The following is a 25,609-nucleotide window of genomic DNA, read 5'->3' on the forward strand; positions in this document are numbered from 1 at the left end:
GCTGGGCACGGCAGGTGCACATCCCAACAGTAGGCCGCGGAAGGCTTCCACGGGCACCGGTCGTCGACGGTTGCCCGAATACGCCCGGGCCACCCGTATGCAACTGATATGCGCCGATCGGGTGGCCTTCAACCGCTACTCCTCGGTCGGAAGCGCGACTTCGGCCGCGGCTTCGGGTCCCTGCTCCAAGAGGACGTCGAAACCGTCCTCGTTCAGGACCGGAACCTTCAGTTGCATGGCTTTGTCGTACTTCGACCCGGGGTTGTCACCCACAACGACGAACGACGTCTTCTTCGACACCGATCCGGTCACTTTCGCGCCGCGGCTCTGCAGTGCCTCCTTGGCGCCGTCGCGGGTGAAGTTCTCCAGGGTGCCGGTGACGACGACCGTGAGCCCCGCCAGCGGGCGCGGGCCCACGTCCTCGCCGGTCGAGGCGTCCTCCAGCGGAACTCCGGCGGCCTTCCACTTGCGGACGATCTCGCGGTGCCAGTCCTCGGCGAACCATTCCTTGAGCGCGGCGGCGATGATCGGGCCGACGCCGTCGGTGGTCGCCAGCTCCTCCTCGGTGGCCTGTTCGATGCGGTCGATGGAGCGGAACTCGCGGGCGAGGGCCTGCGCCGCGACCGGGCCGACATGCCGGATGGACAGGCCGTTCAGGAACCGGGCCAGCGGGCGCTGCTTGGCCGCCTCGATGTTCTCCAGCAGGGCGAGGGTGTTCTTCTTCGGCTCGCCCTTCTGGTTGGCGAAGACAGTGACGACCTTCTCCTCGCCCGTCTTGGGGTCCCGCTTGGGCAGACCGCTGTCGGGGTCGAGGACATAGGCCTTGATGGGCAGCAGCTTCTCCACCGTCAGGTCGAACAGGTCGCCCTCGTCCACCAGCGGCGGGTCGGCCGGCTCCAGCGGACGGGTGAGCGCGGCGGCGGCCACCGCGCCGAAATGCTCGATGTCCAGGCACTCACGGCCCGCGAGGTAGGAGACGCGCTCGCGCAACTGGGCCGGGCAGGTACGGGCGTTGGGGCAGCGCAGGTCGATGTCGCCCTCTTTCATGGGCCGCAGCGCTGTGCCGCACTCGGGGCATTCGGCCGGCATCACGAACTCCCGCTCGCCGCCGTCCCTGAGGTCGACCACCGGGCCGAGGATCTCCGGGATGACGTCACCGGCCTTGCGCAGGACGACCGTGTCCCCGATGAGGACGCCCTTGGCCTTGACGACCTCCTGGTTGTGCAGGGTGGCGAACTCGACCTCGCTGCCGGCGACCGTGACCGGCTCGACCTGGGCGTACGGCGTGACGCGGCCGGTGCGGCCGACGCCCACCTTGATGTCGACGAGCTTGGTGTTGACCTCTTCCGGCGCGTACTTGTAGGCGATCGCCCAGCGCGGCGCACGCGCGGTGGAGCCGAGTCGGCCCTGGAGGCGGATCTCGTCCAGCTTGACGACGACACCGTCGATCTCGTGCTCCACGGAGTGGCGGTTCTCGCCGTAGTGGGCGATGAACTCGCGTACGCCGTCGAGGTCGTCGACCACGCGGTTGTGCGGGGAGGTGGGCAGGCCCCAGGTCTTCAGCAGGTCGTAGGCCTGGGAGAGGCGGGTCATGCCCGTGAAGCCCTCCAGGGCGCCGATGCCGTGGACGACCATGTGCAGCGGGCGGGTGGCGGTGACGCGCGGGTCCTTCTGGCGCAGCGAACCGGCGGCGGCGTTGCGCGGGTTGGCGAACGGCTTGTCACCGGCGGCGACCAGGCGTTCGTTCAGTTCGAGGAACTTCTCCATCGGGAAGTAGACCTCGCCGCGGATCTCGACCAGGTCGGGCACCTTGTCGCCCCCCAGGCGGTCCGGGATCTCGGTGATCGTACGGACGTTGGGCGTGATGTCCTCGCCGGTGCGGCCGTCGCCGCGGGTCGCCGCGCGCGTGAGCCGGCCGTGCTCGTAGGTGAGGTTGACCGCGAGGCCGTCGACCTTCAGCTCGCACAGGAAGTGGTAGTCCTGGTCGCCGAGTTCGCGCGCGATGCGCTCGGCCCAGGCGGCCAGCTCCTCGTCGTTGAAGGTGTTGTCGAGCGACAGCATGCGCTGGCGGTGCTCGACCGCGGTGAACTCCGTCGCGTACGACCCCGCGACCTTCTGGGTCGGCGAGTCCGGGGTGCGCAGCTCCGGATACTGCTCCTCCAGGGCCTCCAGGGTCTTCAGGAGCTTGTCGAACTCGGCGTCGCTGATGACGGGAGCGTCCTTCACGTAGTACCGGAAGCGGTGCTCCTCGATCTGCTCAGCGAGCTGCGCGTGCTTGTCACGTGCCTCGGCGGGCACTGCCGTCTCCGCCTGCTGCTTGTCGCCGGCCACCGTGTTGTCCTCCCGTTACTCTGGGTTGTCCGCGAGGGATCTCGCCGCCCGGACGCAGTGGGCGAGCGCCTGGCGTGCGTAGGCGGGGGAAGCGCCCGCCAGACCGCACGCCGGGGTGACCGTGACGGCCTGGGCGAGCAGGCCCGGATGCAGCCCCAGCCTGCGCCACAGCGTCCTGACACCCATGACGCTACCGGCAGGGTCTGACAATGGGCCGTCCGTGCCCGGCACGACACCGGTGAACAGCCGCGTGCCGCCCTCGACGGCCTCGCCGATCGCGTCGTCGTCACGTTCGGTGAGCAGCGCGAAGTCGAAGGAGATGCCGGCCGCGCCGGCCCGCCGCAGCAGCGCGAACGGCACATCGGGCGCGCAGGAGTGGACGACCACGGGTCCGCCGCCGTGGACCGAGACGACGTCCCGCAGCGTGGCCTCGACGAGCTGGCGGTCCACGGCGCGGTGCGTGCGGTAGCCGCTGGCGGTACGGACCTGTCCGCGCAGGACGGCGGTGAGGGAGGGCTCGTCGAGCTGGAGCACGAGCCGGGCGCCGGGGATACGGCGCCGGACCTCTTCCAGGTGCGACCGCAGGCCCTCGGCGAGGGAGGCGGCGAGGTCACGGCAGGCGCCGGGGTCGGCGAGGGCGGCCTCGCCGTTCTTCAGCTCCAGCGCGGCGGCCAGGGTCCACGGGCCGACCGCCTGCACCTTCAGATCGCCCTCGTATCCCTGGGTGAACTCCTCCAGGGCGTCCAGGTCCTCCCCGAGCCACGACCGGGCCCGCTTGGTGTCCCGGCCCGGGCGGTCCCCGATCCGCCAACCGCTGGGCTCCACACGCGCGTACAGCTCGACGAGCATCCCCGCGGTACGGCCGATCATGTCGGCGCCGGGTCCGCGCGCGGGCAACTCGGGCAGAAAGGGGAAGTCCTCGAGGCTGCCGGTGACGGTCTTGGCGGCTTCCCTGGCGTCGCCGCCGGGCATGGACCCGATTCCGGTGGCTCCCGGGAACCTGAACTCGCTGTTGTCGCTCACCTCGGCAGGGTATGCCGAACACCCAGGGGGCTCCGCCCCCCGGACCCCGGCCCGCTCACCGGCCCGGGCGCACCGTCAGGTCGTTGACCTCCGCGTCCCCGGGCAGGTCCAGGGCCATCAGGATGGTCGTGGCGACCGACTCGGGGTCGATCCACCGCGAGGCGTCGTACTCCTTGCCCTCCTGCTGGTGGACCTTGGCCTGCATGGGGCTGGCCGTGCGGCCGGGGTAGACCGAGGTGACGCGGACGCCGTTGCCGTGTTCCTCGTGGCGCAGGGAGTCGGCGAGGGCCTTCAGGCCGTGCTTGGAGGCGGCGTACGCGGACCAGCCGGCGTGGGCGTTGAGGCCGGCGCCTGAGTTGACGAAGATCACATGGCCGCGGGCCGCGCGGAGCTGGGGAAGGAAGTGCCGGGTCAGCTCGGCGGGGGCGATCAGGTTGACGTTGAGCTGGTGGTGCCAGGACTTGGGCGTCAGGTCGCCGACCTCGCCCAGGTCGACGACTCCGGCGATGTGCAGCAAGGAGTCCACGCGGTCGGGGAGGTTCTGGTGGGAGAACGCCCAGGACAGCCGGTCCGGGTCGGCCAGGTCGCCCACCAGGGTGCGGGCGCCGGGGAAGTGTGCCGCCAGTTCCTTCGCGCGGCCCGCGTCGCGCGCGTGCAGCACGATGTCGTCCCCGCGCGCGTGCAGACGGCGGGCGACGGCCGCGCCGATGCCGGACCCGGCCCCGGTGATCACATGTGTAGCCATGCCCGCCATGCTCGCATCAGTGGACGCCGAGCTGTTCCTCCAGGTAGGCCAGCGCGCCGACCGGCTCCTCGGCGAAGAAGACCAGCTCGGACAGCGGACGCGGGAGGAAGCCCTCGGCCTCCATGCGGTGGAACTGCTCGCGCAGGCCGTCGTAGAAGCCCGCCGTGTTCAGCAGGACCACCGGCTTCTGGGTGTGGCCGTGCTTCTTCAGCTCCAGGATCTCGGTGGCCTCGTCCAGCGTGCCGGTGCCGCCGACCATGATCACCACGGCGTCGGCGTTCTCCAGCAGCAGCTTCTTGCGTTCGGCGAGGTCCGCGGCGATGACCATCTCGTCGGCGCCGGGCCGCACCTTGGCCGCGAGGAACTCCACGGAAACGCCCAGCAGCCTGCCGCCCGCCTCCTGCACCCCGTCGGCGACGACCTTCATCAGGCCGACGTCGGAACCGCCCCACACCAGGGTGTGACCGCCCTTGCCGATCAGTTCCGCGAACTCGCGCGCGGGGCGCGTGTAACGCTCGTCGAGGTCGGCGGCGGAGAGGAAGACGCAGATGTTCATGGGCCCTACCGTACGACCCCGCCGCACGGGCCGTTCCGGGCGGCGGGGCGGGAAGAAGCACGGGGCCGCCGGTGCTGTCCTTGATATGGCCGAAGGACACACGATCACCATCGACAAGAGCGAGCAGCACGTGCGCGTGGTGCACGGCGACCAGGTGCTCGCGGAGACCGACCGAGCGCTGGTGCTGCGCGAGACGGGCTGTCCCGCGCGGTACTACATCCCCGCCGAGGACGTACGCCTCGACCTGCTGACCCCCTCCGGCACGCACACCGTGTGCCCCTTCAAGGGCACGGCGTCGTACTGGTCGCGTCCTGGCGCGCCCGACCTGGTGTGGGCGTACCCGGATCCGAAGCCGGGCGTGGCGGAGATCAAGGATCACTACTGCTTCTACGACGTCGACGTGTCGTGAGCGATGAGTCCAGGCCCGTACGGCAGTCTGCACGGACATGGACGAGATGACCACCTCGCGCGACGGAACCGCCCTCGCGTACCAAGTGACCGGCCAGGGGCCGACGGTGATCCTGGTGAGCGGCGCGATGTCCACCGGGGGCACCCTGGCGCCCCTGGCCCAGCGGATCGCGGACCGCTGCACGGCCGTCGTCTACGACCGCCGGGGCCGCGGCAGGAGCGGGGACACACCGCCGTACGAGGTGGCCCGCGAGGTCGAGGACCTGGCCGCGCTGACCGACGCCGTGGGCGGTCGGGCGACGCTGTTCGGGGTCTCCTCGGGCGGCGCGCTGGTGCTCGAGGCGGCGGCGAGCGGGCTGCCGGTGCGCCGGGCGGCCGTGTACGAGGTGCCGTACGCGGACTTCCTGGAGGGCGGGGCCGAGCGGGAGGCCACGTACAAGCAACAGCTGCACAAGGCGCTCTCGGAGGGCCGGCGCGGGGACGCGGTGGAGCTGTTCCTGCGGTTGACGGGGCTGGCCGAGGAGATGATCCGGGGCGCCCGCCAGTCGCCGATGTGGGCCGGCATGGAGGCCGTCGCGCCGAGTCTCGCCTACGACGACACGGTGATGGGCGACGGTCTGCTCCCCCGGGAACGGCTCACCGCGATCTCCGTGCCCGTGCTGTCCGTCGCGGGCGGCGCGAGCCCGAAGTGGATGCGCGAGGCGTGCCGGGAGGTCTCCAGGGCGGTGCCCGAGGGCACCTACCGGGAGCTGGCGGGCCAGACCCACATGGTGGAGCCGGACGTGCTGGGGCCGGTGCTGGCGGAGTTCGTCGAAGGCTGACCGGCTCTACACGGCCGCGGGCGTCGCGCGCGTGGTCGTCGCGATCGTCGCCGAGCCCACCACGCGCGTGCCGTCGTACAGGACGATCGCCTGGCCGGGGGCGACGCCGCGGACCGGTGCGGTGAAGGTCACGTGCAGCCCGCCGTCGACCGGTTCCGCGGTGACCTCGGTCTCGCCGCCGTGGGCGCGCAGCTGGGCGGTGTAGGTGCCGGGGCCGGTGGGGGCGGTACCGCACCAGCGGGGCTTGATCGCGGTGAGCGCGGTGACGTCCAGGGACGCGGCGGGACCGACGGTCACGGTGTTCGTCACCGGCGAGATGTCGAGGACGTAGCGCGGCTTGCCGTCGGGGGCCGGGGTGCCGATCCTGAGGCCCTTGCGCTGGCCGATGGTGAAGCCGAACGCACCCTCGTGCGTGCCCACCTTGGTGCCGGACTCGTCGACGATGTCGCCCTCCGCCTTGCCGAGCCGCTGCGCGAGGAAGCCCTGGGTGTCGCCGTCGGCGATGAAGCAGATGTCGTGCGAGTCGGGCTTCTTGGCGACGGCCAGACCCCGGCGCTCGGCCTCGGCGCGGATCTCCTCCTTGGTGGTGACCGTGTCGCCGAGCGGGAACATCGCGTGGGCGAGCTGCTTCTCGTCCAGCACACCGAGGACGTACGACTGGTCCTTCGCCATGTCGGAGGCGCGGTGCAGCTCGCGGGAGCCGTCCTCGCGCACGACCACCTGGGCGTAGTGACCGGTGCAGACCGCGTCGAAGCCGAGGGCCAGCGCCTTGTCGAGCAGCGCGGCGAACTTGATCTTCTCGTTGCAGCGCAGGCACGGGTTCGGGGTACGGCCCGCCTCGTACTCGGCGACGAAGTCCTCGACCACGTCCTCGCGGAAGCGGTCGGCGAGGTCCCAGACGTAGAACGGGATGCCGATGACGTCGGCCGCGCGGCGGGCGTCACGCGAGTCCTCGATGGTGCAACAGCCCCGCGCGCCGGTCCGGAAGGACTGTGGGTTCGCGGAGAGCGCGAGGTGGACGCCGGTGACGTCGTGGCCGGCTTCCGCGGCGCGCGCGGCGGCGACGGCGGAGTCGACCCCGCCGGACATGGCGGCGAGGACGCGGAGGGGGCGCTGCGGGATCTCAGTCATAGCTCTTCCAGGGTACGGGGCCGCGGGAACCGGAGCCGCCGGATATCCGTTGACGATCACAAGGGGCAGAACACAGCGGACGGGGCGGGCAGGGGGCAGGGCGCGGACGGTGGGGCCGAGCATGTGCGGGGCCGGGCGCGGGCGAGGCCCCGGCCAGGGGCAGCGCCGGGACGGATAAGGCCGGACGGGGCCGGCGCGGGCGAGGCGGCGGCGAACGGGGGCGGACACGTACGAGAGCGACGCGGACCGGGCCGGACGGGGCGGGCATGGACGGGGCCGGGCGCGGACGAGGCCCCGGCCGCGGGCAGGGCCGGGATGGATAAGGCCGGACGGGGCGGGCATGGACGAGTCCGGGCGCGGGCAGGGCAGTCGCGGACGGAGCCGGGCGTGGTCGGAGGTCGGCACGGACAGGGGCGGGATCGGACGAGGCCGGGCCTGGACGGGGCCGGGCGCGGGCAGGGCAGGGCAGGCGTGGACGGAGCCGGGCGTGGACGAGGGTCGGCACGGACAAGGGCAGGCGTGAGCGGGGGCAGGCGTGAGCGAGACGGATCGGCGGCTCATGGGCGACGCTGACCGGCGGCTGGGGCGGCGGGCTCTGCTGGTCGGTGGTGCGGCGGCCGCCGTGGGCACGGCGGCGGTGGCGCGCGAGGAGCTGTCGCATCTGTGGTGGCGGCTGCCCGGGGTGGAGAAGCCGCGGGTGGCGGGGGCCGTGGACTTCCGGGGCGCGCGCTGGGTGCCGGCCTCCCCGGGCAACTACCGGCGGGCGAACCGGCCGGACGACTACCCGGTCGACCGGGTCGTCATCCATGTGACACAGGGTGACTACGCGAGCGCCGTGAAGGCATTCCAGGACCCGGCGCACGGCGCGGCGGCGCACTACCTCGTGCGCAGGGACGGCCGGATCACCCAGCTGGTACGGGAGCTGGACGTGGCCTTCCACGCGGGCAACCGGGAGTACAACGAGCGCAGTGTCGGCATCGAGCACGAGGGCTTCGTGGACGACGCCTCCTCCTTCACGGACGCGCTGTACGCGTCCTCGGCACGGCTGACGGCGGCGATATGCGGGCGGTACGGCATACCCGTGGACCGCGAGCACGTCATCGGGCACGTGGAGGTGCCGGGCACGGACCACACCGATCCGGGGCCGCACTGGGCCTGGGAGCAATATCTGCAAAAAATCAAGACCCAGGCCCTTTTTGTCCGCTAGAGACGGACTTATCCTGAAGTCAGACCTACGAGACGAGTGAGGGAGCCCAAGCGGAGTAGCCGACTTCAGCGAGAGATACCTGTCCCCCTCAACGAGAGGTACATCGTCTCCGCTGGTGCCGACATCGACGCTCGGGCTGAGAGGCCCAAAGGTCGCAAGGACTGGACCTGACGGCGACCCCCAGAACCTGATCCGGACAATACCGGCGAAGGGAACCCGCCTCGTAGGTCGCCGTCGTCTCAGCTGAGCCCTGCCGCCCTGGCGCGTTCCACCGCCGAGCCGATCGCCTTGGCGACCGCCTCGACATCCGCCTCCGTGGACGTGTGGCCGAGGGAGAAGCGCAGGGTGCCGCGGGCCAGGTCCGGATCGGTGCCGATGGCCAGCAGGACATGGCTGGGCTGGGCGACGCCCGCGGTGCAGGCGGAGCCGGTCGAGCACTCGATGCCCTGGGCGTCCAGCAGGAGCAGCAGGGAGTCGCCCTCGCAGCCGGGGAAGGTGAAGTGCGCGTTGGCCGGCAGCCGGCCCCCGGGGGCGGGGTCGCCGCCGAGGATGGCGTCCGGTACGGCGCTGCGGACGGCCGCGGTCAACTGGTCGCGCAGGGCGCCGATCTCGCGAGCGAACCACTCACGCCGCTCGGTGGCGAGCCGGCCGGCGACGGCGAAGGAGGCCACGGCGGGCACGTCGAGGGTGCCGGAGCGGACGTGCCGCTCCTGACCGCCGCCGTGCAGGACGGGTACGGGGGTGCGGTCGCGGCCGAGGAGCAGGGCGCCGATGCCGTACGGGCCGCCGATCTTGTGGCCGGAGACGGTCATCGCGGCGAGGCCGGAGGCGGCGAAGTCGAGGGGGACCTGGCCGAAGGCCTGCACCGCGTCGGCGTGCATCGGGATGCCGAACTCGGCGGCCGTCTCGGCGAGTTCACGGACCGGCAGGATCGTGCCGATCTCGTTGTTGGCCCACATCACGGTGACCAGGGCGACATCGTCGGGGTTGCGGGCGATGGCCGCGCGCAGGGCGTCGGGGTGGACCCGGCCGTAGGAGTCGACGGGGAGGTACTCGACCGTCGCGCCCTCGTGTTCGCCGAGCCAGTGGACGGCGTCGAGGACGGCATGGTGCTCGACGGGGCTGACCAGGACGCGGGTGCGGGCCGGGTCGGCGTCACGGCGGGACCAGTACAGGCCCTTGACGGCGAGGTTGTCGGCCTCGGTGCCGCCCGAGGTGAAGACGACCTCGCTGGGGCGGGCGCCGAGTGCTTCCGCGAGGGTCTCGCGGGATTCCTCGACCGTACGGCGGGCCCGGCGGCCGGATGCGTGGAGGGAGGAGGCGTTGCCCGTGATGCTCAACTGGGCGGTCAGGGCCTCTGCCGCCTCCGGGAGCATCGGCGTTGTCGCGGCGTGGTCGAGGTAAGCCATGGTGCCCTGATTCTACGGCCCCCTTGTGGCTTGCCTCGGCTGCGAGGTCGCCGTTGGCCGGGGCCCCTCGCCTTGGCCGCGCCTGGGCTTGACGGCGCGGTGCCCGGCACTGCCGGAGATGCCGGAAACGCCCGGTGAGGCCGGGGTGCCCCGTCGTCCTCGGGGTTCCGCCTCGGCCATCGTGGGTTCTACGCGGTCACAGGCTCCACGACAGCGTGCCGGACACCTGCATGGCGATCGCCAGGACGGCCAGGTCGGCGACGCCCAGGGTGAGGCCCAGCAGCGCCCGGCCACGGCGGGTGGTGCCGCGCCAGAGGGCGACGGCGGCCAGGACGATGGCGATCGGGCCGAGGAAGATGTTGAGGACGAGGAGGCCGAGAAGGCCGAGGATGAAGGACGCCACGGCCATGCCGTCGGCGTCCCGCGCGGCCGGGCGGGTGCTCTTGCCGCTCGTGACCGGTGCGGTGAGTTGCATGATGCGTACAGCTCCTGGAAGTCGTGGCGGACGGTCAGTTGGCGGGCGTACGGCGCCGGCGGCCGTGACGCTCGCGGATGGCGAAGACGCCGAGCCAGACGGCGATGCCGACGGCGACGACGGCGGTGACGGTCAGCGGTGCGTGGGCCACGGTGCCCAGGACGACGCCGAGCAGCATGAGTGCGGCGACGAGGAACAGCATGGGATCAGATCCCCCCTCCGGGATGCCTCGTGATTCAGGCCGGTGTGAAGTTTCGGTGAACAGTTGTAGTAACACTTGTTCACTGACTTCTACTCTAGCGCGCCGCACGGCTTTTCAATTCCGGAGAACAGTTGTTAACTGGATGACATGAGTCACACCCTCGGCATCCGGCAGGCCCAGAAGCAGAAGACCCGGCAGGCGTTCCTCGACGCGGCGCTCGCGCTGCTGGAGGAGCAGAGCCTGAGCAGTCTGGGGCTGCGCGAGGTCACCCGGGCCGTCGGGGTCGCCCCGACCGCCTTCTACCGGCACTTCCGTTCGACCGCCGACCTCGGGGTGGCGCTGGTCGACGAGGCGCTGGGCAGCCTGCACCCGATGGTGCGGACGACGGTGTCCACGGCGGGCGACAGCGAGGAACGCATCGCGCGCGCCATCGAGTTGATCGCCGGGCACGTGGACACGCACCCCGCGCACGTGCGGTTCATCGCCCGTGAGCGGCACGGCGGGGTGCAGCCGGTACGGGAGGCCATCCGGGCCCAACTGGTCCGGTTCGCCGAGGAGGTGAAGGCCGAGCTGGCCAAGGACCCCGGGGCGGCGGGCTGGGACGACGACGACCTGCTGATGCTCGCGCACCTCTACGTCGACCAGATGCTCATCACCGCCTCGCTGTTCCTGGAGGCCCTGGAGGCCCCGGCGCAGGAGCGGGAGCGCGTCACCCAGCTCGCCACCCGGCAGCTGCGGCTCATCACCATCGGCCGCAGCCACTGGATGGACCAGGCGGACTGAGCCGCCCCCTCAGCCCGCCCCTCGCTCAGCCCTGCTGGGCCTGCCCCGCGGCCTGCCCACCGGGCTGCCCACCGGCCCGGCCCCCGCCCGCACCACCGCAGCTCCCGGACCCGCCCTGCCCGGCAGGCCCGCCGCTCGGCATGCCCGAAGGCCTTCCCGAAGGCAGCGACGACGGCCCGCCGGCGGCCTGGCCGTGAACGCGCCCGACGGCATCCCGCTCGGGCGGTGGCGCACGGCGCCGCCGGCGGGCATGCCGGAGGGCCGCCGACAGCTGTGCTGCCGTTCGGAACCGCCGCTGCCGGAGGAGGACGAGTCGCCCGAGCCGCACGCGGTCAGCGGCAGCGGGGTCAGCGCCAGCAGGGCGACGGCCGGGAGGAGTCGGGCACGCTTCATGACAGTCGGCTCGGGGAAGTATGAGGAAGTCCTGAGAGCCGCACTCAACCAACGGCGCCTCGGCGGCACTTGGGCCCGCCCTGTCCGTCGGCTGTCATTTCAGGGCGCCCGGGGCCTCCTGGTACAGGGCCGCGACGGAGCGGGCCGCCGCCAGCAGTTCCGCACGGGCCTCGGGCGGGTCCAGCAGCTCCACCTGGTCGGAGAACGCGAGGAGCTGGCGGACCGCGCGCAGCGTCGGGTACGACAGCCGGGCGGTGACCCACTCGCTCTCGCCGTCGTCGTCCGGCGGCGCCGTGAGCTCGGCGGCGACGATCCGCTGGAACAGGTCGAGCCGGTCACGCCGTACCCGCACGGTGACGTCGATCCCGCCCCGCCGCTCCTCCACCTGGCGCCGCAACACCTCCCAGGCATCGGCGAGTTCGACACCGGGGCGGCGGCGCACGGGCTCGTCCAGCGGCCGGGCCGAGCGGATCCGGTCGGCCCTGAACAACCGGGGCACACCGCGCCGGTCGGCGACCAGGTACCAGACCCCGGCCTTGGCGACCAGGCCGTACGGGTCCACCGTGTACGTCCGTGGCTCGCGCCCCCCGCTGTGCCGGTAGCGCAGACTCAGGCGCCGGTCGGAGAAGACCGCGTCCTGGAGCACCTCCAGGTCGACGGCCTGCTGCGGGCCGCTCTTCCAGCGGGTGGCGTCCACCAGGATGCGGCGGCTGGTCACCTCGGCGGCGGGCCGGTGCGGCGCGGGCAGCGCGGCCATCACCTTGCGCAGGGCCGAGCCGAGCGCCGCGTCGAGGCCGAGCGCGGCGTGGGCGCCCTGGGCGGCCAGGATGAACAGGGCGCGGGACTCGTCGGCGGTCAGTCCTGTGACGTCGGTGCGGAAACCGGCGAGGAGTTCGATGCCGCCGTGGCGGCCGCGCTCGGCGTACACCGGGACGCCGGAGGCCGACAGTGCCTCGATGTCCCGGTAGATGGTGCGGACCGACACCTCCAGCCGGCCGGCGAGTTCGTGCGCGGGGACGCGGCCCCGGGTCTGCAGGAGCAGCAGGATCGACAGCAGCCGGTCGGACTTCACCGGCCCAGAATCCCGCCTTCGGCGAGCTCTTCGCAAATGTTGACGGCCGATGTCAGGTTATCCGGGGATCCTCATGGCACCGCAAGCGACAGCGGCCGCTGGAACGCACTGCACCGACAGCGGCCGACGTGAACAGAGAGGCACCTCCATGACCACCACCGGCTTCCCCGACCCGCGCCCCGTGTACACGCGCGCCACCGAGCAGGCGGCGGCCCTGATCAAGACCGTGCGTCCCGAACACCTCACCGCCCCGACCCCCTGTTCCGAGTACGACGTACGGGCCCTGTTGAGCCACATGGTCGGGGGGACCCGGCGGATCGCGGTGGTCGGCGAGGGCGGTGACGGGCTCGCGGTGCGGCCGTTCGCCGAGGGCGTCGAGGACGACGGCTGGGCGGCGGCCTACGACGAGGTGCGCGTCCGGGCGCTGAAGGCCTGGGAGAGCGACGAGCGGATGACCGCCTCGGTGCGGGTGCCGTGGGGCGAGGTACCGGGTCACGCGGCGCTCTCCGGCTATGTGATGGAGATCGTCACGCACACCTGGGACCTCGCCGAGGCCCTCGGCCATCCCCTCGACCTCGACCCGGAACTCGCCGAGTTCGCCCTCGCCACGGCCCGCCGGGTCCTGCCGGACTCCCGCCCCCGCGACGCCGAGACCCCCTTCGACGCCCGCCGCGAAACCCCCGAGGGCGCCGACGTCTACACACAACTGGCAGCCTGGCTGGGCCGTTCCCCCTCGCCCGGCCCTGACCCACGCCGCGCGGCGAAGCCGCGGGCGTCCGCTCAGCCGAGCCTGACGCGGGCCAGCTGGCGGGACTGGGCGACCAGGTGGTTCTCGGTGTCCCAGACCTCGGCGTCCTCCTCCAGGAAGCCGCCGGCCAGGTTGCGGGTGGTGATGGACACCCGCAGCGGGCCGGGGGCCGGGCGGCGGCGGACGTGGACGGTGAGTTCCACCGTGGGGACCCAGCCCTTCAGACCGAGTTCGAAGGCGGTGGGCGGCAGGGCGTCCACGGCCAGCAACAAGGACAGCGGGTCGGCGTCGCGGCCGTCGGCCAGGCCGAACCAGGCGCGCATCTCACCCTTGCCGGAGGGCGCGCCGAGGGCCCAGCCGAGGGTCGCGGGGTCCAGCTTGAGCATCAGGCGGTCGGCGATGGCCGAGCTGCCCTCGACCGGGGCAGGGCCGTCCGCGGGGCCGAAACACTGCTCCAGCGGCGGGATCGGGGGCGGTGTCGCCGTCGTACGGACGTCGTCGGGGAGGGTGGCGAGGTCGCCGTAGGAGGCGAGGACGCGGATGCGTTCGACCTCGTTGCCCTCGTCGTCGTACTGGAAGAGGGAGGCCTGGCCGGTGGAGAGGGTGCGGCCGGTGCGGACGGTTTCCGTGCGGACGACCGCCGGGCCGGGGTGGGACGCGGTCAGGTAGTGCGCGGAGACGGTGAACGGGTCCGCGTGCGGCAAGGTGTCCGCGAGGGCCCGGCCGAGCACGGCCAGCAGATAGCCGCCGTTGACGGCGCTGATGATGGTCCAGCCGGCGGAGAGGTCGATGTCGTAGACACCGGGTGCGCGCCGGACGACCGCGGTGTCGCGGTCGAACTCGCTGTCGCCGATCAGGGCCCGCGATGGGGAGGCTGCGGATGCTGCTTCTGGCATGGGTGAACGGTACAACAGCAAACTACTAAGCGGTAGCTTTTCCCTACCCTGCCGGGCCGCCCTTCCGGTACGCTGTCGCCACGGGAGATCCGCCTCCCGGGTGAGGTTCTGGCAATTTCTAAGTAAGTGTCCGGAGACGTCCACAACCTCAGGCCCCGGTTTCCACTCTATGGGGACATGAGCCTCACCGGGACTCCGTTCCTCTACACGACCATCGTGCTGGCCGTGGTCGCACTGATACTGCCGCTCGTCCTGTGGTCGCGGGTGCGCGGGCCCAGGCCCCTGCGTGCCGCAGCCCGGGTACTGATGCTGCTGTTCGCCCAGGGCACCGCCGTCGCACTGATCTTCGTCCTGGTCAACAACCAGAACAACCTGTACGACAACTGGGCCGACCTGCTCGGCACCGGCAACCACGTCCAGCAGGCCCAGGACCTGGGCCGGGACGGCACCGGCGGTATAGCGGTGAAACGGTTGCCCAAGGTCAAGCAGACCTTCAAGGCGGCCGACGGGCCCGGCATGCACGCGGCCGGCGGGGTCGAGGTCACCCAGCTCAAGGGCCGGGTCTCCGGGGTCAACGCCGAGGTCTACGTCTGGCTGCCGCCGCAGTACAACGACCCGGCCTACCGCAACAAGAAGTTCCCGGTGGTGGAGGTCCTGCCGGGCTATCCCGGTTCGGCGAAGGCCTGGTTCGGCTCCATGAAGGCGCACGAGCAGCTGCTGCCGCTGATGAAGAGCGGCCAGGTGGCGCCGTTCATCCTGGTCGCCCCGCGCACCAACCTGCTGGCCGGCGTCGACACCGGCTGCGCGAACATCCCCGGTCAGGTCAACGCCGACACCTGGCTCAGCATCGACGTGCCGAAGATGGTCATGGACAACTTCCGGGCCGAGCCGGCGCCGCAGGGCTGGGCCGTGGCCGGGTACTCGGCGGGCGCCCACTGCGCGGTCAAGCTGGCCGTGGCGCACCCGGACCGCTACCGGGCCGCGGTCAGCCTGTCCGGCTACAACGACCCGATCGGCGAGCGCAACTCCCTCGCCGCGCAGAACCTCACCGTGCGCAACGAGAACAACCCCTACATGATCCTGAAGAAGGCGGCCGTGCCGCCGCGGATCGCGTTGTACATCTCCGGCGAGTCCGGCGACGGCTACCAGGCGGGCGTGGCGCTGGAGTCCGCGGCCAAGGCGCCCACGACCGTGCACGTGGTGTTCCTGCCGCGCAGCCTGGGCGGCCACAACATGGCGCTGTGGCGACCCCAGATCGACACGGTGTTCCGCTGGCTGACCGTGGAGATGGGCCAGAGCCATGTGAAGGGGCACGACGGGTCTCTTACCGGATCCACCGGTTCTCTTACCGGGCGGGCGAGCGGAACTACTCCTCGGACACCGTCGACCGGCGGTTCCACGCGCGCGGAGCTCGCCAGTGGAACCGCATCGCGAGCAGGCGCAGCACGAAAGCCGTGACGACGGCGAGCCCGCTGGTGAACGGGGTCAGGGCGTCGTAGCGGATGCACAGCACCACCATCGTGGCGCCGACGATCGCTGGGACCGCGTACAGATCGCGGTCCCAGCGCAGCAGTGAGGGCACCTCGTTGGCGAGCACGTCCCGCAGCACACCGCCGCCGACGGCGGTGGCGAGCCCGAGCGTCGCCGACGCGGTCAGGCCGAGGCCGTAGCTGTACGCCTTCGTCGTACCGCTGACACAGAACAGGCCGAGGCCGGCCGCGTCGAAGACCAGCACCGCCGCCTGGATGCGTTCCACGTGCGGGTGCAGGAAGAAGACGACCAGCGCGGCCAGCAGCGGGGTCACGAAGTACCCGAGGTCGGTGAAGGCGGCCGGGGGTACGGCTCCGATGACCAGGTCACGAAACAGCCCTCCGCCCAGCGCGGTCACCTCGGCGAGTACGGCGATGCCGAACACGTCGAAGTTCTTCCGGACGGCCAGCAGGGCGCCGGAGATCGCGAACACGAAGATGCCGATGACATCGAGCGTGTGCTGGACGGAGGGACTGAAGAGTTGCTGCAGCTGCACCCCGACATTCTCACCCGCCGGGGTGCGTGAACCTTACAAAGCCAGGCTCACAGGGGAGATTTCCCTGGTTGTTTACTTCTCGGTGGACTCGGTGGACTCGGTGGACTCGGCGGACTCGGCGGACTCGGCGGACTCCGAAGCATCCGTGGACTCCGCCGATTGCGAGGTCTCCTCGGCCTCTGCGGTCTCCCCGGTCTCCTCGGCCAGTTCCGCCGCCACCGCCGCCGACGTCTCCGCCGACTCCGCGAGGACCTCGTCGGCGACCAGCTCGGCCGCCTCCTTCGCGGCGGTCAGCAGGACCGTGTCCTGCGGAGCCTGGTCCGCGAAGTTCTCCGGGTGGTGGCAGGCGACCCGCTGACCGGGCCTCAGCTCCAGGAGCGCCGGCTCGGTGGTCTTGCAGATCTCCGTCGCCTTCCAGCACCGGGTGTGGAAGCGGCAGCCCGAGGGCGGCGAGATCGGCGAGGGCACATCGCCCTTGAGCAGGATGCGCTCGCTCTTGGCGTTCTTCCGCTTCGGGTCCGGGATCGGCACCGCCGACATCAGCGCCTTGGTGTACGGGTGCATCGGCGCCTTGTACAGCGAGTCCCGGTCGGCGAGTTCGACGATCTTGCCGAGGTACATCACCGCGATGCGGTCCGACACGTGCCGGACGACCGAGAGGTCGTGCGCGATGATCACGTACGTCAGGCCCAGTTCCTCCTGGAGGTCGTCCATGAGGTTCACGACCTGCGCCTGGATCGACACGTCCAGCGCGGAGACCGGCTCGTCCGCGACGACCAGCCTCGGCTTCAGGGCGAGCGCGCGGGCGATGCCGATGCGCTGGCGCTGACCGCCGGAGAACTCGTGCGGATAGCGGTTGTAGTGCTCGGGGTTGAGGCCGACCACCGACAGCAGCCGCTGCACTTCCTTCTTGATGCCGCCCTCGGGCTCGACGCCCTGGAGCCGGAAGGGGGCCCCGACGATCGTGCCGATGGTGTGGCGCGGGTTCAGCGACGAGTACGGGTCCTGGAAGATCATCTGCACATCGCGGCGCATGGGACGCATGCCGCTCACGCCGAGGTGCGTGATGTCCTTGCCCTCGAACTCGATGGTGCCCGCAGTCGGTTCGAGCAGCCGCGTGATCAGCCGGCCCATCGTCGACTTGCCGCAGCCCGACTCGCCCACGACGCCGAGGGTTTCGCCGGAGCGGACCTCGAAGTCGAGGCCGTCGACCGCGCGCACGGCGCCGACCTGCCGCTGGAGCAGGCCCTTCTTGATGGGGAAGTGCTTCTGCAGCCCGGTCACCTTCAGCAGGGTCTCGCCGGGCGCGGCGTCCTTGCTGAGGGTGGCCGCACCAGAGGCCTTCACCGCTTTGTCCTCTGCGTTCTCACTCACAGCTTCGGCGCAATCTCTTCGGTCCAGATCCGTTCCCGCTGCTCCTGCGACATGTGGCAGGCGGCCCAGTGCTGGCTGCCGACCTCGGTCAGATCCGGGCGGACCGTGCGGGTCAGGTTGTCCTTCGGGACGTCGGCGTACGGGCAGCGCGGGTTGAAGGCGCAGCCGGACGGGATGTTGATCAGCGAGGGCGGGGAGCCCTTGACCGGGATCAGGCGCTCCTGCTGGTCGCGGTCCAGGCGCGGCATCGAGCCGAGCAGACCCCAGGTGTAGGGGTGGCGGGGCTCGTAGAACACCTTCTCGGCGGGGCCGCGCTCGACGCACCGGCCGCCGTACATCACCAGGATGTCGTCGGCCAGTTCGGCGACGACGCCCAGGTCGTGGGTGATGATGATGACCGCGGAGCCGAACTCCTTCTGCAGGTCACGGATGAGGTCGAGGATCTGGGCCTGGACCGTCACGTCGAGCGCGGTGGTCGGCTCGTCCGCGATCAGCAGCTCGGGGTTGTTCACCAGCGACATGGCGATCATGGCGCGCTGGCGCATACCGCCGGAGAACTCGTGCGGGTAGTTGTCCACCCGCTTGTCCGGCTGCGGGATGCCCACGCGGTCGAGCATCTCGATCGCCCGCCTGCGGGCGGTCTTCTTGTCGACGTCGTGGTGGATCCGGTAGGCCTCCACGATCTGCGCGCCGATCGTGTAGTACGGGTGCAGCGCCGACAGCGGATCCTGGAAGATCATCGCCATGTCGCGGCCGCGCAGCTTGCGCACGTGGTCGGGTTCGGCGGACAGCAGCTCGGTGCCGTTCAGCCAGATCTCGCCGGAGATCTGCGCCTTGCGCTTGCCGTACTGGCCGGCGGTGTGCAGGCCCATGATGCCGAGCGAGGTCACGGACTTGCCGGAGCCCGACTCGCCCACGATGCCGAGGGTCTTGCCCTTCTCCAGCTGGAAGCTGAGCCCGTCGACGGACTTCACCAGGCCGTCGTCGGTCGGGAAGTGCACCTTCAGGTCGCGCACTTCCAGGAAGGCGCTCGGCTCGGGCGAGGCGCTCGTGGGCTCGCCCACGGCCGCTCCGGTCTTGCTGAGTTCGGTCATGTGAGCCTCACTCGGGGGTCGATCACGGCGTACAGGATGTCCACCGCGAGGTTGGCGATGAGCACCGCGAGGGAGGTGATCAGGGTCACGCCCAGGATGATGGGCAGGTCCTGGTTCTTGATGGCGCTCAGCACGGCCTGGCCGAGGCCGGGGATGCTGAACGTGGTCTCGGTGAGGATCGCGCCGCCGATGAGGGCGCCGAGGTCCATGCCGAGCATGGTCAGGATCGGGGTCATCGTGGAGCGCATGGCGTGCTTGCCGATGACGACCTGTTCGGTCAGGCCCTTGGCGCGGGCGGTACGGATGTAGTCCTCGCCGAGGATCTCCAGCATGGTGGCCCGGGTGATACGGGCGTACATCGCCGCGTAGAGGAAGGCGAGGGTGATCCAGGGCAGGATCATGCTGCCGAGCCAGCCGGTGACGCTGTCGCTGATCGAGACGTAGTTGCCGTTGAACCACTTCAGTCCGAAGACGAAGATCGCCGAGGCGAGCAGGCCCGTGAAGTAGATCGGCAGGGACACACCGCTGAGGGCGACGACCATCGCGCCGCGGTCCCAGATGCTGCCCCGCTTGAGGGCGGAGAGCACACCCGCGGCGACACCGAAGACCAGCCACAGCACGGCGGCGCCGAGCGCGAGACCCAGGGTCACCGGGAAGCGGTCGGTCAGCACCGGCCAGACGGCCTGCTCGCTGCGGAAGGAGTAGCCGAAGCACGGCGCGGCACAGTGGGTGACATCACCGCCGGCCGCGTAGGTGCGGCCCACGAAGATGCCCTTGAAGAAGTGCCAGACCTGAAGGTAGATCGGGTCGCCCAGACCGAGCTTCTCGCGCACCGCCGCGACGGCGTGCGGGTCTGCCTGCTTGCCCACGAAACTCGTGGCGATGTCGACGCCCGCCCACTTGGGGACGAGGAAGAAGATGCTGAAGACCACCAGGATGATGACCACCAGCATCACTACGGCGGCGAACAGCCGCCTGATGAGGTAAGCGAGCACAGCTTACGGCCCGCCGCGGACCGCGGGCCCCGGAGGTCTTCCGGTGGCCCGCGGTCTCGCCGCGCCGGCCTTCACCTGCCTTTCGTGCCGTACGGCGGGTGTGCCGGGGTTTACTTCGTGGACTTCAGGCCGAGGTTGACGAAGTCGTAGTAACCGCTGTACGCGTTCGTCGTGTACACGTTGGCCAGACGCGAGGAGCGGATGTTGAGCAGCCGCTCGAAGGTGAAGGGCAGGTAGTACGCGCCCTCCATGACCTTGTGGTTGATCTCGGTGGAGAGCTGGGTCTTCTTCGTGTCGTCCAGCGTGGTGGTGTACTGGTCGAAGAGACCGTCGATCGTCTTGTCCTTGATCAGAGCGTAGTTGTTGTTACCGCTCTGCAGGATGTAGTGGCTGCTCCACAGCGGGATGCCGTAGCCCTGGACGGTCGGGAAGTCCGGACCCCAGCCCATGATGATGATGCCGAGCTTCTTCTTCTCGACGTTCGAGGGGGAGCCGATGATGCCCGGGCTCTGCGAGCCGTCGTACTGGTAGATGTCGGCGTTGATGCCGACCTTCTTCAGCGCGGCCTGCAGGGACTCGGCGGTGGCCACTTCCTGCGACTTGTTGTTGCGGACGGCGATGGTGGTGGAGAAGCCGTTCGGCTGACCGCAGGCCTTGAGCTCCTGCTTGGCCAGGTTGACGTTGCCGTTCTTGTTGGCACCGGAGATCTGGTACGGGTCGTACTTCTGGCCCTCGCCACCGGCCAGGGTCGGCGGAAGCATGTTGGTGCCGATGTCACCACCGGCGATCGGGCCACCGCGGGCGGTCTGCAGCGACACGTGGTCGGCGGCGTAGATCACGGCCTTGCGGCAGTGGAGGTTGTCGAACGGCTTGACGCTCTGCGGGAAGACCGCGTAGCGGATGAAGCCGGAGACCGGGTTGTCCAGGTTGTCCTTGTGCTGCTTCAGGGCGATCTGGCGGCCCTGCGGGCCCAGGCCGGTCTGGCTGGCGTCCACGTCGTAGTCGCCGTTGATCAGCTGCTGGTCGGAGTTCACCTGGTTGGTGGAGATGTCCAGAGTGATCTTGTCCGGGTAGGCCTTGCGGACCGGGTCCGAGGACGCCTTCCAGTTGGCGTTGCGGACCAGGACCAGGTTCTTGCCCGGGCTGTACGACTGGAACTTGTACGGGCCCGAGGAGAACGGGTGCAGGCCGTACTTGGACTTGGTGTCCATGTCCTGGCGGACCGGGGAGGCCGTGACCATCGCCAGCACCTGCAGGAAGTCCGAGTTGGGCGCCGGCAGGTGGAAGACGACCGTCTTCGCGTCCGGCGTCGAGATCGCCTGCAGGCCCAGGTGGTCCTTCGCGCTGTCCTTGTACGGACCCTTGTAGGTGTTCTTCGGGTCCAGCATCTGCTGGAGGTAGATCGGACCGCCGGACAGGACGTCCTGCGCCCAGACGCGCTCGATGCCGTACTTGATGTCCTGGGAGGTGATCGGCTTGCCGTCCTCCCAGGTGGCGCCGTCGCGCAGCGTGAAGGTGTAGGTCTTGCCGCCGTCCGAGACCTTGCCCATGTCGGTGGCCAGGTCCGGGGTGAGCGTGGCGCCCTCGGCCCCGGGCGCGGTCTTGTACGTGACCAGCTGACGGCTGTAGTAGCGCGAGAAGTCCCACATGAACCCGTAGTAGCCGCGCGTGGTGTCCCACGAGTCGGCGTCCTGCGTGCTCACGAACTTCAGCGTGCCGCCCTTCTTGACCTGGTCGGCCTGGGCGACCTTGTTGACGGCCGCGTTGAAGCCGGCCGCGCCGTTCGAGCCGCCACCGCTGTTGCCACCGCCGCACGCCGCCGTGGTCAGCAGGCCGGCGACCACTGCGGCAGCGGCGAGGGCCTGCTTGCGCCGCCCTGAGGTGCGTTGGGTAGTCACGATCTCGGATCCTCCGGTTGTGATGAGAGACCCCGTGGGAGAGCTCACGGGACGCTTGGGGTACGGCACTTCGGCCTCAGCGGGACGCCTTCGGGTCGAGCGCGTCCCGCACGCCGTCGCCGAAGAGGTTGAAGGCAAGAACCGTGATGAAGATCGCCACGCCGGGGACCACCATGTACATGGGGTCCGAGTCGTAGTAGTCGATCGCGCTCGAGAGCATCTGCCCCCAGGAGGAGGTGGGCGGCTTGACGCCCACGCCCAGGAAGCTGAGTGCCGCCTCGGTCAGGATGTTCGTGGGGATCATCATCGTCGTGTACACGATGATGGGCGCGACGAGGTTGGGCAGCAGCTCCTTGAAGAGGATGTAGAGCTGCCCGGCGCCGAGCGAGCGGGCCGCCTCGACGTACTCGCGTTCGCGCAGGCTGAGCGTCTGACCACGCACCACGCGGCCGATGTACGGCCAGCCGAAGAAGCCGATGACCAGGATCATCACGAAGACGCGCACGCCCGTGCCGGTGAGTCCCAGCATCTGGTTGGGCATGACGGAGACCAGCGCGATGATGAACAGCAGCTGCGGGAAGGCGAGAAGGCCGTCCATGACCCGGCTGATGACCGAGTCCACCCAGCCACCGAAGAAGCCCGCCAGGATACCGAGGATGGTACCCAGGATGACGGCGACCACGGCGGACAGGAAGCCGACGAGCAGCGAGATCCGGGCACCGTAGAGGATGCGGGCGAAGATGTCGCGGCCGTTGACCGGTTCGACACCGAGCAGGTGATCGCCGCTGATGCCGCCCATGGAGCCCTTGGGCGTGCTGAACAGCGGATCGATCAGGTCCTGGTGGTAAAGGTCCGGGTCCTGCCCGACGAGGTTCGTGATCACCGGCGCGAGCAGCGCGATCACCACGAGGAGGAGTACGACCAGGCCGCCCGTGAGCGCGAGTTTGTCCCGCTTGAGCCGTTCCCAGGCGATCCGCCCCAGGGACCGGCCCTGAACGGCCTTCGCGTCGCCCGCCGCGACCGCCGCTTCCTCGGCCGCACCCGGGGCCGTTTCCGCGGTCGGCTCGTGCAATGGTGCCGTCATTAGGCTGGGACCCCTCTCAACCGGCGGTAGCCGGCCCGCACTTGCCGCTGGTAGCGGCATCAAACAGTCCGTCGTACAAAGGGGCGAACCCCTTGAAGGGGGAGTCTTCAACGCTGGCGCGATCAGCCGCCAGCCTTGACGGAGAATGGATGCGCAACCGTGATGCAAGCTGGCGTTTCCTGTTATGCGGACAGGGCGTTACGGCGAACGGACATCACAAACTGGGGCATACCACCACAGAGAACGGGTCGCGCGGCCCGTAAGCGCAGGTCAGTAGCTGCCGTGGACCGGCGGATATCCGTAGCCGGCGGCAGGGGCTTGTGACGGCGGAGATGCCTGGAGCTGGGGCTGCGGCGGGGCCGCGTGGGCCTCGCGGTCGTAGAAGGGGCGGGCGTTGGCCCGCAGCCACATGACCACCGGGTCGTAGTCGTCGGTCATCGCGACCGTCGACACCGGCAGGCCCTCCGGGACCGCGCCGAGGGAACCCTGCATCATCGCGCGCACCGAGTCGACCGCGGCCGGCGAGGTGTCGTACACGTCCAGGCCGATGGCGAGGTACGGCGCGCCGAGCGCGGGCTGCACCCAGACGCGGCGCAGGGAGCGCAGGGCCGGGGTGCGGTGGGCGTTCTGCGCGAGCAGGGCGTAGAACTGCGGGATCTCGACGCCGGGTTCGGTCAGCCGGAGGGGCCCGGCGGGCTGCCGGTCCAGGCCCGTGGCGATACGGCGCAGGTCCAGCCAGGGGATGCCGACGCCGCCGCCCGGGGAGTGCGGGTTGAGCCAGAGGCCGTAATGGTCGGGATAGAGGGTGCGCGCGACGTCGAGTCCGTCGACGACCTCGTACGACCGCATCCAGCCGCTGGCCGAGAGTTCCTGGGCGGAGGTGACGCACGGGGCGTACTGGAAGCCGTCGACCTCCATGTTCCCGTACTGGGCGTCCGGGGAGCCGGCCTGGCCGTGCCACAGGAGCATCCAGATCTGGCCGGCGGACGGGGTGGCGAGGGCGCGCAGCAGGGCCTCGTAGGCGTCGTAGCGGCCGGGGGTGACCTGGCGCAGCATGTGCTCGACGCTGCCGGTGTGGCTCGCGCTCACCTGTCGTGCCCTTCTTCTCCGTGCCCCGTTTGGAGACAGCTTAAGCGCCTGGCAGCTCGGGGCCCTGGGCGCGTGCGCGGGTGCGGGTTGCGTGTGGCCGGTCGCGCGGTTTCCCGCGCCCCTCGGGTCGGCTGCCCCTGCTCGGCTTCCAGTGGGCCTGCTTCTAGTGACCGTACTGATAGAAGGGCCGGACGCTTGACTTCAGCCATTCGGCCACCGGGTCGTCCGTCACGTCCAGGAGGACCAGGTTGACCGGCCACTTGACCGGGACTTTGCCGAGGGCCCGGCCCAGGGCCTGCATGGGGAGCGTGCGCAGGTCGCCCTCCCACTGGGAGAGTTCCACGCCCACGAACATGACCGGGTCGTCGGTCTCTATCGCGGCCAGGCAGCGGCGGGCGGTGAGGACCACGCCGGTCTCGGCGAACTCGGCGGACGCGGTGGAGAGGAAGTCGACCGGGTCGTCCTGCCAGTCGGGCTCGAAGAGGCGGACCCGGCCGCCGGTGGCGGGGCCGTCGAGCGGGGTACGGCCGGCCCGGCACAGCTCGGCCACCGCCGCGGGCGGCAGCGGGATGCCGACCAGGGCGTCGGGGTTGACGGCGATGCCGATCTGCGGGGGCAGGCCGCGGGCGAACTCCACGGCGGGGGCGATGGTGTACGCCATGTGGGAGCCGGCCGCCTGGTGCAGCTGCTCCTCGGAGCTGAACACGGGGACGTACGCCTGGCCGTCGATGTCCAGCGTGGGCAGGTCGAGCGGGCCGCTGTCCGGGCCGCCGCCGCGCGGCAGCGGGATCCAGAGCAGGCTGCGGCCCAGCACCTCGATGATCCGGCCGGCCGCGGCGGGTATGCCGAGGGAGGCCGAGAGCACCTCCTCCAGCTCGTTGCCGGGCCAGCCGCCGTGCGGCTGGGGGTGCGCCTGTGCCGGGAAGTCCGCGGGAATGTCCGCCGGGAAGTCCATCTGCCTACCGCCTGCTGGGAACCACTGCTGTGACCATGAAGGCTAGCGGGTGGCTGTGACAAGACCTCACCGTTGAACACCCGTTCGGAGAATTCACTCCGTGAACTCGATCCGGTGCAGGGCGTCCGCCGCCGGGCGGTCCAGCAGGACCGCCGAGCCACAGCCCGCGGGAAGCTCGCCGCGCTCGACCTCGGCGAGCAGCCGGGCGGTCGTACGCCGGTGGCGGCGAAAGGCGTAGGAGGAGACGGCCCGGCCGCGTCGGTGCTGGCCCTCGCGGGCGGTGCCGGGGGTGACGTCGAGCAGCAGGAGGTGGAGGGTGCCGCCGCGGCGGCGTGCCTCGCGGGCGAGCCAGGCGCGCACCCAGGGCTGGGTGCCGCAGTCGTGCACGACGGCGCCCTCGCCGGTGCGCAGGGCGCGGCGCAGGCCGGAGTAGTGGGCGAGGCGGACCAGCGGCCGGTAGAGGGCGTAGGGCAGGAGACGGGGGGCGCGGGCGTCGAAGCGGTCCCGGGTGTCCTGGGAGTCGATGCGGCGGCCCGGGACCGCGCGACGCATCAGGGTGGACTTGCCGCTGCCGGGCAGGCCGGTGATCACGACCAGGTCGCGGGGGCCGAAGACCAGGGCGCGCGGGCTGCGGCCGGCGCGGGCGCGCAGGTCGCGGACGACCGGGACCGGGGCGCGGCGCTGCCTCGGCACCGCGACGCCGGTGGTGACGGTGGCGTACACCGGGGTCCTGTTCACCGTGATCGTCCTCCCCTGTCGGCCCGGTAATCTTCATTCCCGCCGTGCGTAAAGAGAAGGTAATGGACGATGTCGGTGGCGGGGTCCGGGTCCTGCCACAGGTCGGTTACAAAAGCCCCCTCGCCGTGCAATGATGTGGCCGCCAACTGCATACCG

Annotated in this window: 24 protein-coding genes and 1 pseudogene; 6 read left to right on the forward strand and 19 right to left on the reverse strand. The window is 70.7% G+C overall.

Going from position 1 to position 25,609, the window contains the following annotated elements; genetic code table 11:
* Window positions 1-135: 135 nt before the first annotated feature.
* From ligA to BFF78_RS13635, 4 genes are read right to left on the reverse strand one after another with little or no spacing between them, the layout of a single operon-like run.
* Entirely contained in the window at window positions 136-2,331 is a 2,196-nt protein-coding gene (gene ligA / locus BFF78_RS13620) for an NAD-dependent DNA ligase LigA (RefSeq protein ID WP_069778576.1), read from the reverse strand.
* 15 nt (window positions 2,332-2,346) lie between these two features.
* On the reverse strand, window positions 2,347-3,354 hold the full coding sequence (locus tag BFF78_RS13625; protein ID WP_069778577.1) for a methionine synthase: 1,008 nt from the start codon (window positions 3,352-3,354) through the stop codon (window positions 2,347-2,349).
* Window positions 3,355-3,409: 55 nt separating this feature from the next.
* A complete protein-coding gene (locus BFF78_RS13630) occupies window positions 3,410-4,108 on the reverse strand; it encodes an SDR family oxidoreductase (protein ID WP_069778578.1) in 699 nt (232 codons plus the stop codon).
* 7 nt (window positions 4,109-4,115) lie between these two features.
* Window positions 4,116-4,655: an LOG family protein gene (locus BFF78_RS13635; RefSeq protein ID WP_069778579.1), complete on the reverse strand. Its 540-nt coding sequence runs from the start codon at window positions 4,653-4,655 to the stop codon at window positions 4,116-4,118.
* 85 nt (window positions 4,656-4,740) lie between these two features.
* On the opposite strand from BFF78_RS13635, the gene BFF78_RS13640 reads away from it, so the two are divergent.
* Together BFF78_RS13640 and BFF78_RS13645 are read left to right on the forward strand one after the other, a co-directional pair.
* Window positions 4,741-5,064 carry a DUF427 domain-containing protein gene (locus BFF78_RS13640; RefSeq protein WP_069778580.1) on the forward strand — a complete coding sequence of 108 codons (324 nt, stop codon included), beginning with the start codon at window positions 4,741-4,743 and terminating at the stop codon, window positions 5,062-5,064.
* A gap of 37 nt (window positions 5,065-5,101) precedes the next feature.
* Window positions 5,102-5,884: an alpha/beta fold hydrolase gene (locus BFF78_RS13645; protein ID WP_069778581.1), complete on the forward strand. Its 783-nt coding sequence runs from the start codon at window positions 5,102-5,104 to the stop codon at window positions 5,882-5,884.
* A gap of 6 nt (window positions 5,885-5,890) precedes the next feature.
* Here the strand turns inward: BFF78_RS13645 and mnmA are convergent, their stop codons facing one another.
* The gene (gene mnmA, locus BFF78_RS13650; protein WP_069778582.1) at window positions 5,891-7,015 is read right to left on the reverse strand and encodes a tRNA 2-thiouridine(34) synthase MnmA; all 1,125 of its coding nucleotides are present in this window, start codon (window positions 7,013-7,015) and stop codon (window positions 5,891-5,893) included.
* A 559-nt stretch (window positions 7,016-7,574) separates the two neighbouring features.
* Here mnmA and BFF78_RS13655 point away from each other — a divergent pair.
* Complete coding sequence (locus tag BFF78_RS13655) at window positions 7,575-8,222, forward strand: N-acetylmuramoyl-L-alanine amidase (protein WP_069778583.1); 648 nt, start codon at window positions 7,575-7,577, stop codon at window positions 8,220-8,222.
* A gap of 239 nt (window positions 8,223-8,461) precedes the next feature.
* On the opposite strand, the gene BFF78_RS13660 is transcribed toward BFF78_RS13655, so the two are convergent.
* The 3 genes from BFF78_RS13660 to BFF78_RS46855 form a co-directional block, all read right to left on the reverse strand.
* Window positions 8,462-9,631, reverse strand: coding sequence for a cysteine desulfurase family protein (locus BFF78_RS13660; protein ID WP_069778584.1), 1,170 nt, complete (start codon window positions 9,629-9,631; stop codon window positions 8,462-8,464).
* A gap of 196 nt (window positions 9,632-9,827) precedes the next feature.
* The gene (locus tag BFF78_RS13665) at window positions 9,828-10,106 is read right to left on the reverse strand and encodes a DUF4190 domain-containing protein (protein WP_069778585.1); all 279 of its coding nucleotides are present in this window, start codon (window positions 10,104-10,106) and stop codon (window positions 9,828-9,830) included.
* Window positions 10,107-10,140: 34 nt separating this feature from the next.
* Entirely contained in the window at window positions 10,141-10,308 is a 168-nt protein-coding gene (locus BFF78_RS46855; protein ID WP_099054862.1) for a hypothetical protein, read from the reverse strand.
* Window positions 10,309-10,455: 147 nt separating this feature from the next.
* Here BFF78_RS46855 and BFF78_RS13670 point away from each other — a divergent pair, with 147 nt between their 5' ends.
* On the forward strand, window positions 10,456-11,091 hold the full coding sequence (locus BFF78_RS13670; RefSeq protein WP_069778586.1) for a TetR family transcriptional regulator: 636 nt from the start codon (window positions 10,456-10,458) through the stop codon (window positions 11,089-11,091).
* A gap of 487 nt (window positions 11,092-11,578) precedes the next feature.
* Here BFF78_RS13670 and BFF78_RS13675 read toward each other — a convergent pair whose 3' ends face one another.
* Window positions 11,579-12,556, reverse strand: coding sequence for a helix-turn-helix transcriptional regulator (locus tag BFF78_RS13675; protein WP_069778587.1), 978 nt, complete (start codon window positions 12,554-12,556; stop codon window positions 11,579-11,581).
* A gap of 148 nt (window positions 12,557-12,704) precedes the next feature.
* On the opposite strand from BFF78_RS13675, the pseudogene BFF78_RS43210 reads away from it, so the two are divergent.
* A pseudogene (locus tag BFF78_RS43210) lies at window positions 12,705-13,289 on the forward strand (TIGR03086 family metal-binding protein); the annotation flags it as partial.
* A 47-nt stretch (window positions 13,290-13,336) separates the two neighbouring features.
* Here BFF78_RS43210 and BFF78_RS13680 read toward each other — a convergent pair.
* On the reverse strand, window positions 13,337-14,200 hold the full coding sequence (locus tag BFF78_RS13680) for a thioesterase family protein (RefSeq protein ID WP_069778588.1): 864 nt from the start codon (window positions 14,198-14,200) through the stop codon (window positions 13,337-13,339).
* Between the two features lie 177 nt (window positions 14,201-14,377).
* Between BFF78_RS13680 and BFF78_RS13685 the strand changes: the two genes are divergently transcribed.
* Window positions 14,378-15,658: an alpha/beta hydrolase gene (locus BFF78_RS13685; protein ID WP_069778589.1), complete on the forward strand. Its 1,281-nt coding sequence runs from the start codon at window positions 14,378-14,380 to the stop codon at window positions 15,656-15,658.
* Here the strand turns inward: BFF78_RS13685 and BFF78_RS43215 are convergent.
* From BFF78_RS43215 to BFF78_RS13730, 9 genes are all read right to left on the reverse strand, one after another.
* Window positions 15,567-16,226, reverse strand: coding sequence for a trimeric intracellular cation channel family protein (locus BFF78_RS43215; protein WP_193433454.1), 660 nt, complete (start codon window positions 16,224-16,226; stop codon window positions 15,567-15,569). The two genes, BFF78_RS13685 and BFF78_RS43215, sit on opposite strands and share 92 nt — an antisense overlap.
* Window positions 16,227-16,298: 72 nt before the next feature.
* Window positions 16,299-17,600, reverse strand: coding sequence for an ABC transporter ATP-binding protein (locus BFF78_RS13695; RefSeq protein ID WP_069778591.1), 1,302 nt, complete (start codon window positions 17,598-17,600; stop codon window positions 16,299-16,301).
* Window positions 17,597-18,694: an ABC transporter ATP-binding protein gene (locus BFF78_RS13700; protein WP_069778592.1), complete on the reverse strand. Its 1,098-nt coding sequence runs from the start codon at window positions 18,692-18,694 to the stop codon at window positions 17,597-17,599. Before BFF78_RS13700 ends, BFF78_RS13695 begins: the two co-directional genes overlap by 4 nt.
* A complete protein-coding gene (locus tag BFF78_RS13705; protein ID WP_069778593.1) occupies window positions 18,691-19,689 on the reverse strand; it encodes an ABC transporter permease in 999 nt (332 codons plus the stop codon). Before BFF78_RS13705 ends, BFF78_RS13700 begins: the two co-directional genes overlap by 4 nt.
* A 110-nt stretch (window positions 19,690-19,799) precedes the next feature.
* Window positions 19,800-21,587 (reverse strand): ABC transporter substrate-binding protein, encoded by a 1,788-nt coding sequence (locus BFF78_RS13710; protein ID WP_069778594.1) that lies wholly within the window; start codon window positions 21,585-21,587, stop codon window positions 19,800-19,802.
* Window positions 21,588-21,663: 76 nt separating this feature from the next.
* Window positions 21,664-22,671 (reverse strand): ABC transporter permease, encoded by a 1,008-nt coding sequence (locus tag BFF78_RS13715; RefSeq protein ID WP_069778595.1) that lies wholly within the window; start codon window positions 22,669-22,671, stop codon window positions 21,664-21,666.
* A gap of 270 nt (window positions 22,672-22,941) precedes the next feature.
* Complete coding sequence (locus tag BFF78_RS13720; RefSeq protein WP_069778596.1) at window positions 22,942-23,760, reverse strand: enhanced serine sensitivity protein SseB C-terminal domain-containing protein; 819 nt, start codon at window positions 23,758-23,760, stop codon at window positions 22,942-22,944.
* A gap of 163 nt (window positions 23,761-23,923) precedes the next feature.
* A complete protein-coding gene (locus BFF78_RS13725; RefSeq protein WP_069778597.1) occupies window positions 23,924-24,715 on the reverse strand; it encodes an enhanced serine sensitivity protein SseB in 792 nt (263 codons plus the stop codon).
* A gap of 93 nt (window positions 24,716-24,808) precedes the next feature.
* A complete protein-coding gene (locus BFF78_RS13730; RefSeq protein WP_069778598.1) occupies window positions 24,809-25,453 on the reverse strand; it encodes an AAA family ATPase in 645 nt (214 codons plus the stop codon).
* Between the last annotated feature and the right edge of the window lie 156 nt (window positions 25,454-25,609).

This window comes from Streptomyces fodineus (genome assembly GCF_001735805.1).
In the GTDB taxonomy this organism is placed as follows: domain Bacteria; phylum Actinomycetota; class Actinomycetes; order Streptomycetales; family Streptomycetaceae; genus Streptomyces; species Streptomyces fodineus.

Bases quoted from the DNA above. Each gene is read 5' to 3' on its own strand.
- BFF78_RS13645 (WP_069778581.1), top strand. From the start codon at position 5,102: ATGGACGAGATGACCACCTCGCGCGACGGAACCGCCCTCGCGTACCAA.
- BFF78_RS13715 (WP_069778595.1), bottom strand. From the start codon at position 22,671: ATGACGGCACCATTGCACGAGCCGACCGCGGAAACGGCCCCGGGTGCG.
- mnmA (WP_069778582.1), bottom strand. From the start codon at position 7,015: ATGACTGAGATCCCGCAGCGCCCCCTCCGCGTCCTCGCCGCCATGTCC.
- BFF78_RS13665 (WP_069778585.1), bottom strand. From the start codon at position 10,106: ATGCAACTCACCGCACCGGTCACGAGCGGCAAGAGCACCCGCCCGGCC.
- BFF78_RS13640 (WP_069778580.1), top strand. From the start codon at position 4,741: ATGGCCGAAGGACACACGATCACCATCGACAAGAGCGAGCAGCACGTG.
- BFF78_RS13700 (WP_069778592.1), bottom strand. From the start codon at position 18,694: ATGACCGAACTCAGCAAGACCGGAGCGGCCGTGGGCGAGCCCACGAGC.
- BFF78_RS13630 (WP_069778578.1), bottom strand. From the start codon at position 4,108: ATGGCGGGCATGGCTACACATGTGATCACCGGGGCCGGGTCCGGCATC.
- BFF78_RS13635 (WP_069778579.1), bottom strand. From the start codon at position 4,655: ATGAACATCTGCGTCTTCCTCTCCGCCGCCGACCTCGACGAGCGTTAC.
- BFF78_RS46855 (WP_099054862.1), bottom strand. From the start codon at position 10,308: ATGCTGTTCCTCGTCGCCGCACTCATGCTGCTCGGCGTCGTCCTGGGC.
- BFF78_RS13725 (WP_069778597.1), bottom strand. From the start codon at position 24,715: ATGGACTTCCCGGCGGACATTCCCGCGGACTTCCCGGCACAGGCGCAC.
- BFF78_RS13660 (WP_069778584.1), bottom strand. From the start codon at position 9,631: ATGGCTTACCTCGACCACGCCGCGACAACGCCGATGCTCCCGGAGGCG.
- BFF78_RS13670 (WP_069778586.1), top strand. From the start codon at position 10,456: ATGAGTCACACCCTCGGCATCCGGCAGGCCCAGAAGCAGAAGACCCGG.
- BFF78_RS13655 (WP_069778583.1), top strand. From the start codon at position 7,575: ATGGGCGACGCTGACCGGCGGCTGGGGCGGCGGGCTCTGCTGGTCGGT.
- BFF78_RS13680 (WP_069778588.1), bottom strand. From the start codon at position 14,200: ATGCCAGAAGCAGCATCCGCAGCCTCCCCATCGCGGGCCCTGATCGGC.
- BFF78_RS13685 (WP_069778589.1), top strand. From the start codon at position 14,378: ATGAGCCTCACCGGGACTCCGTTCCTCTACACGACCATCGTGCTGGCC.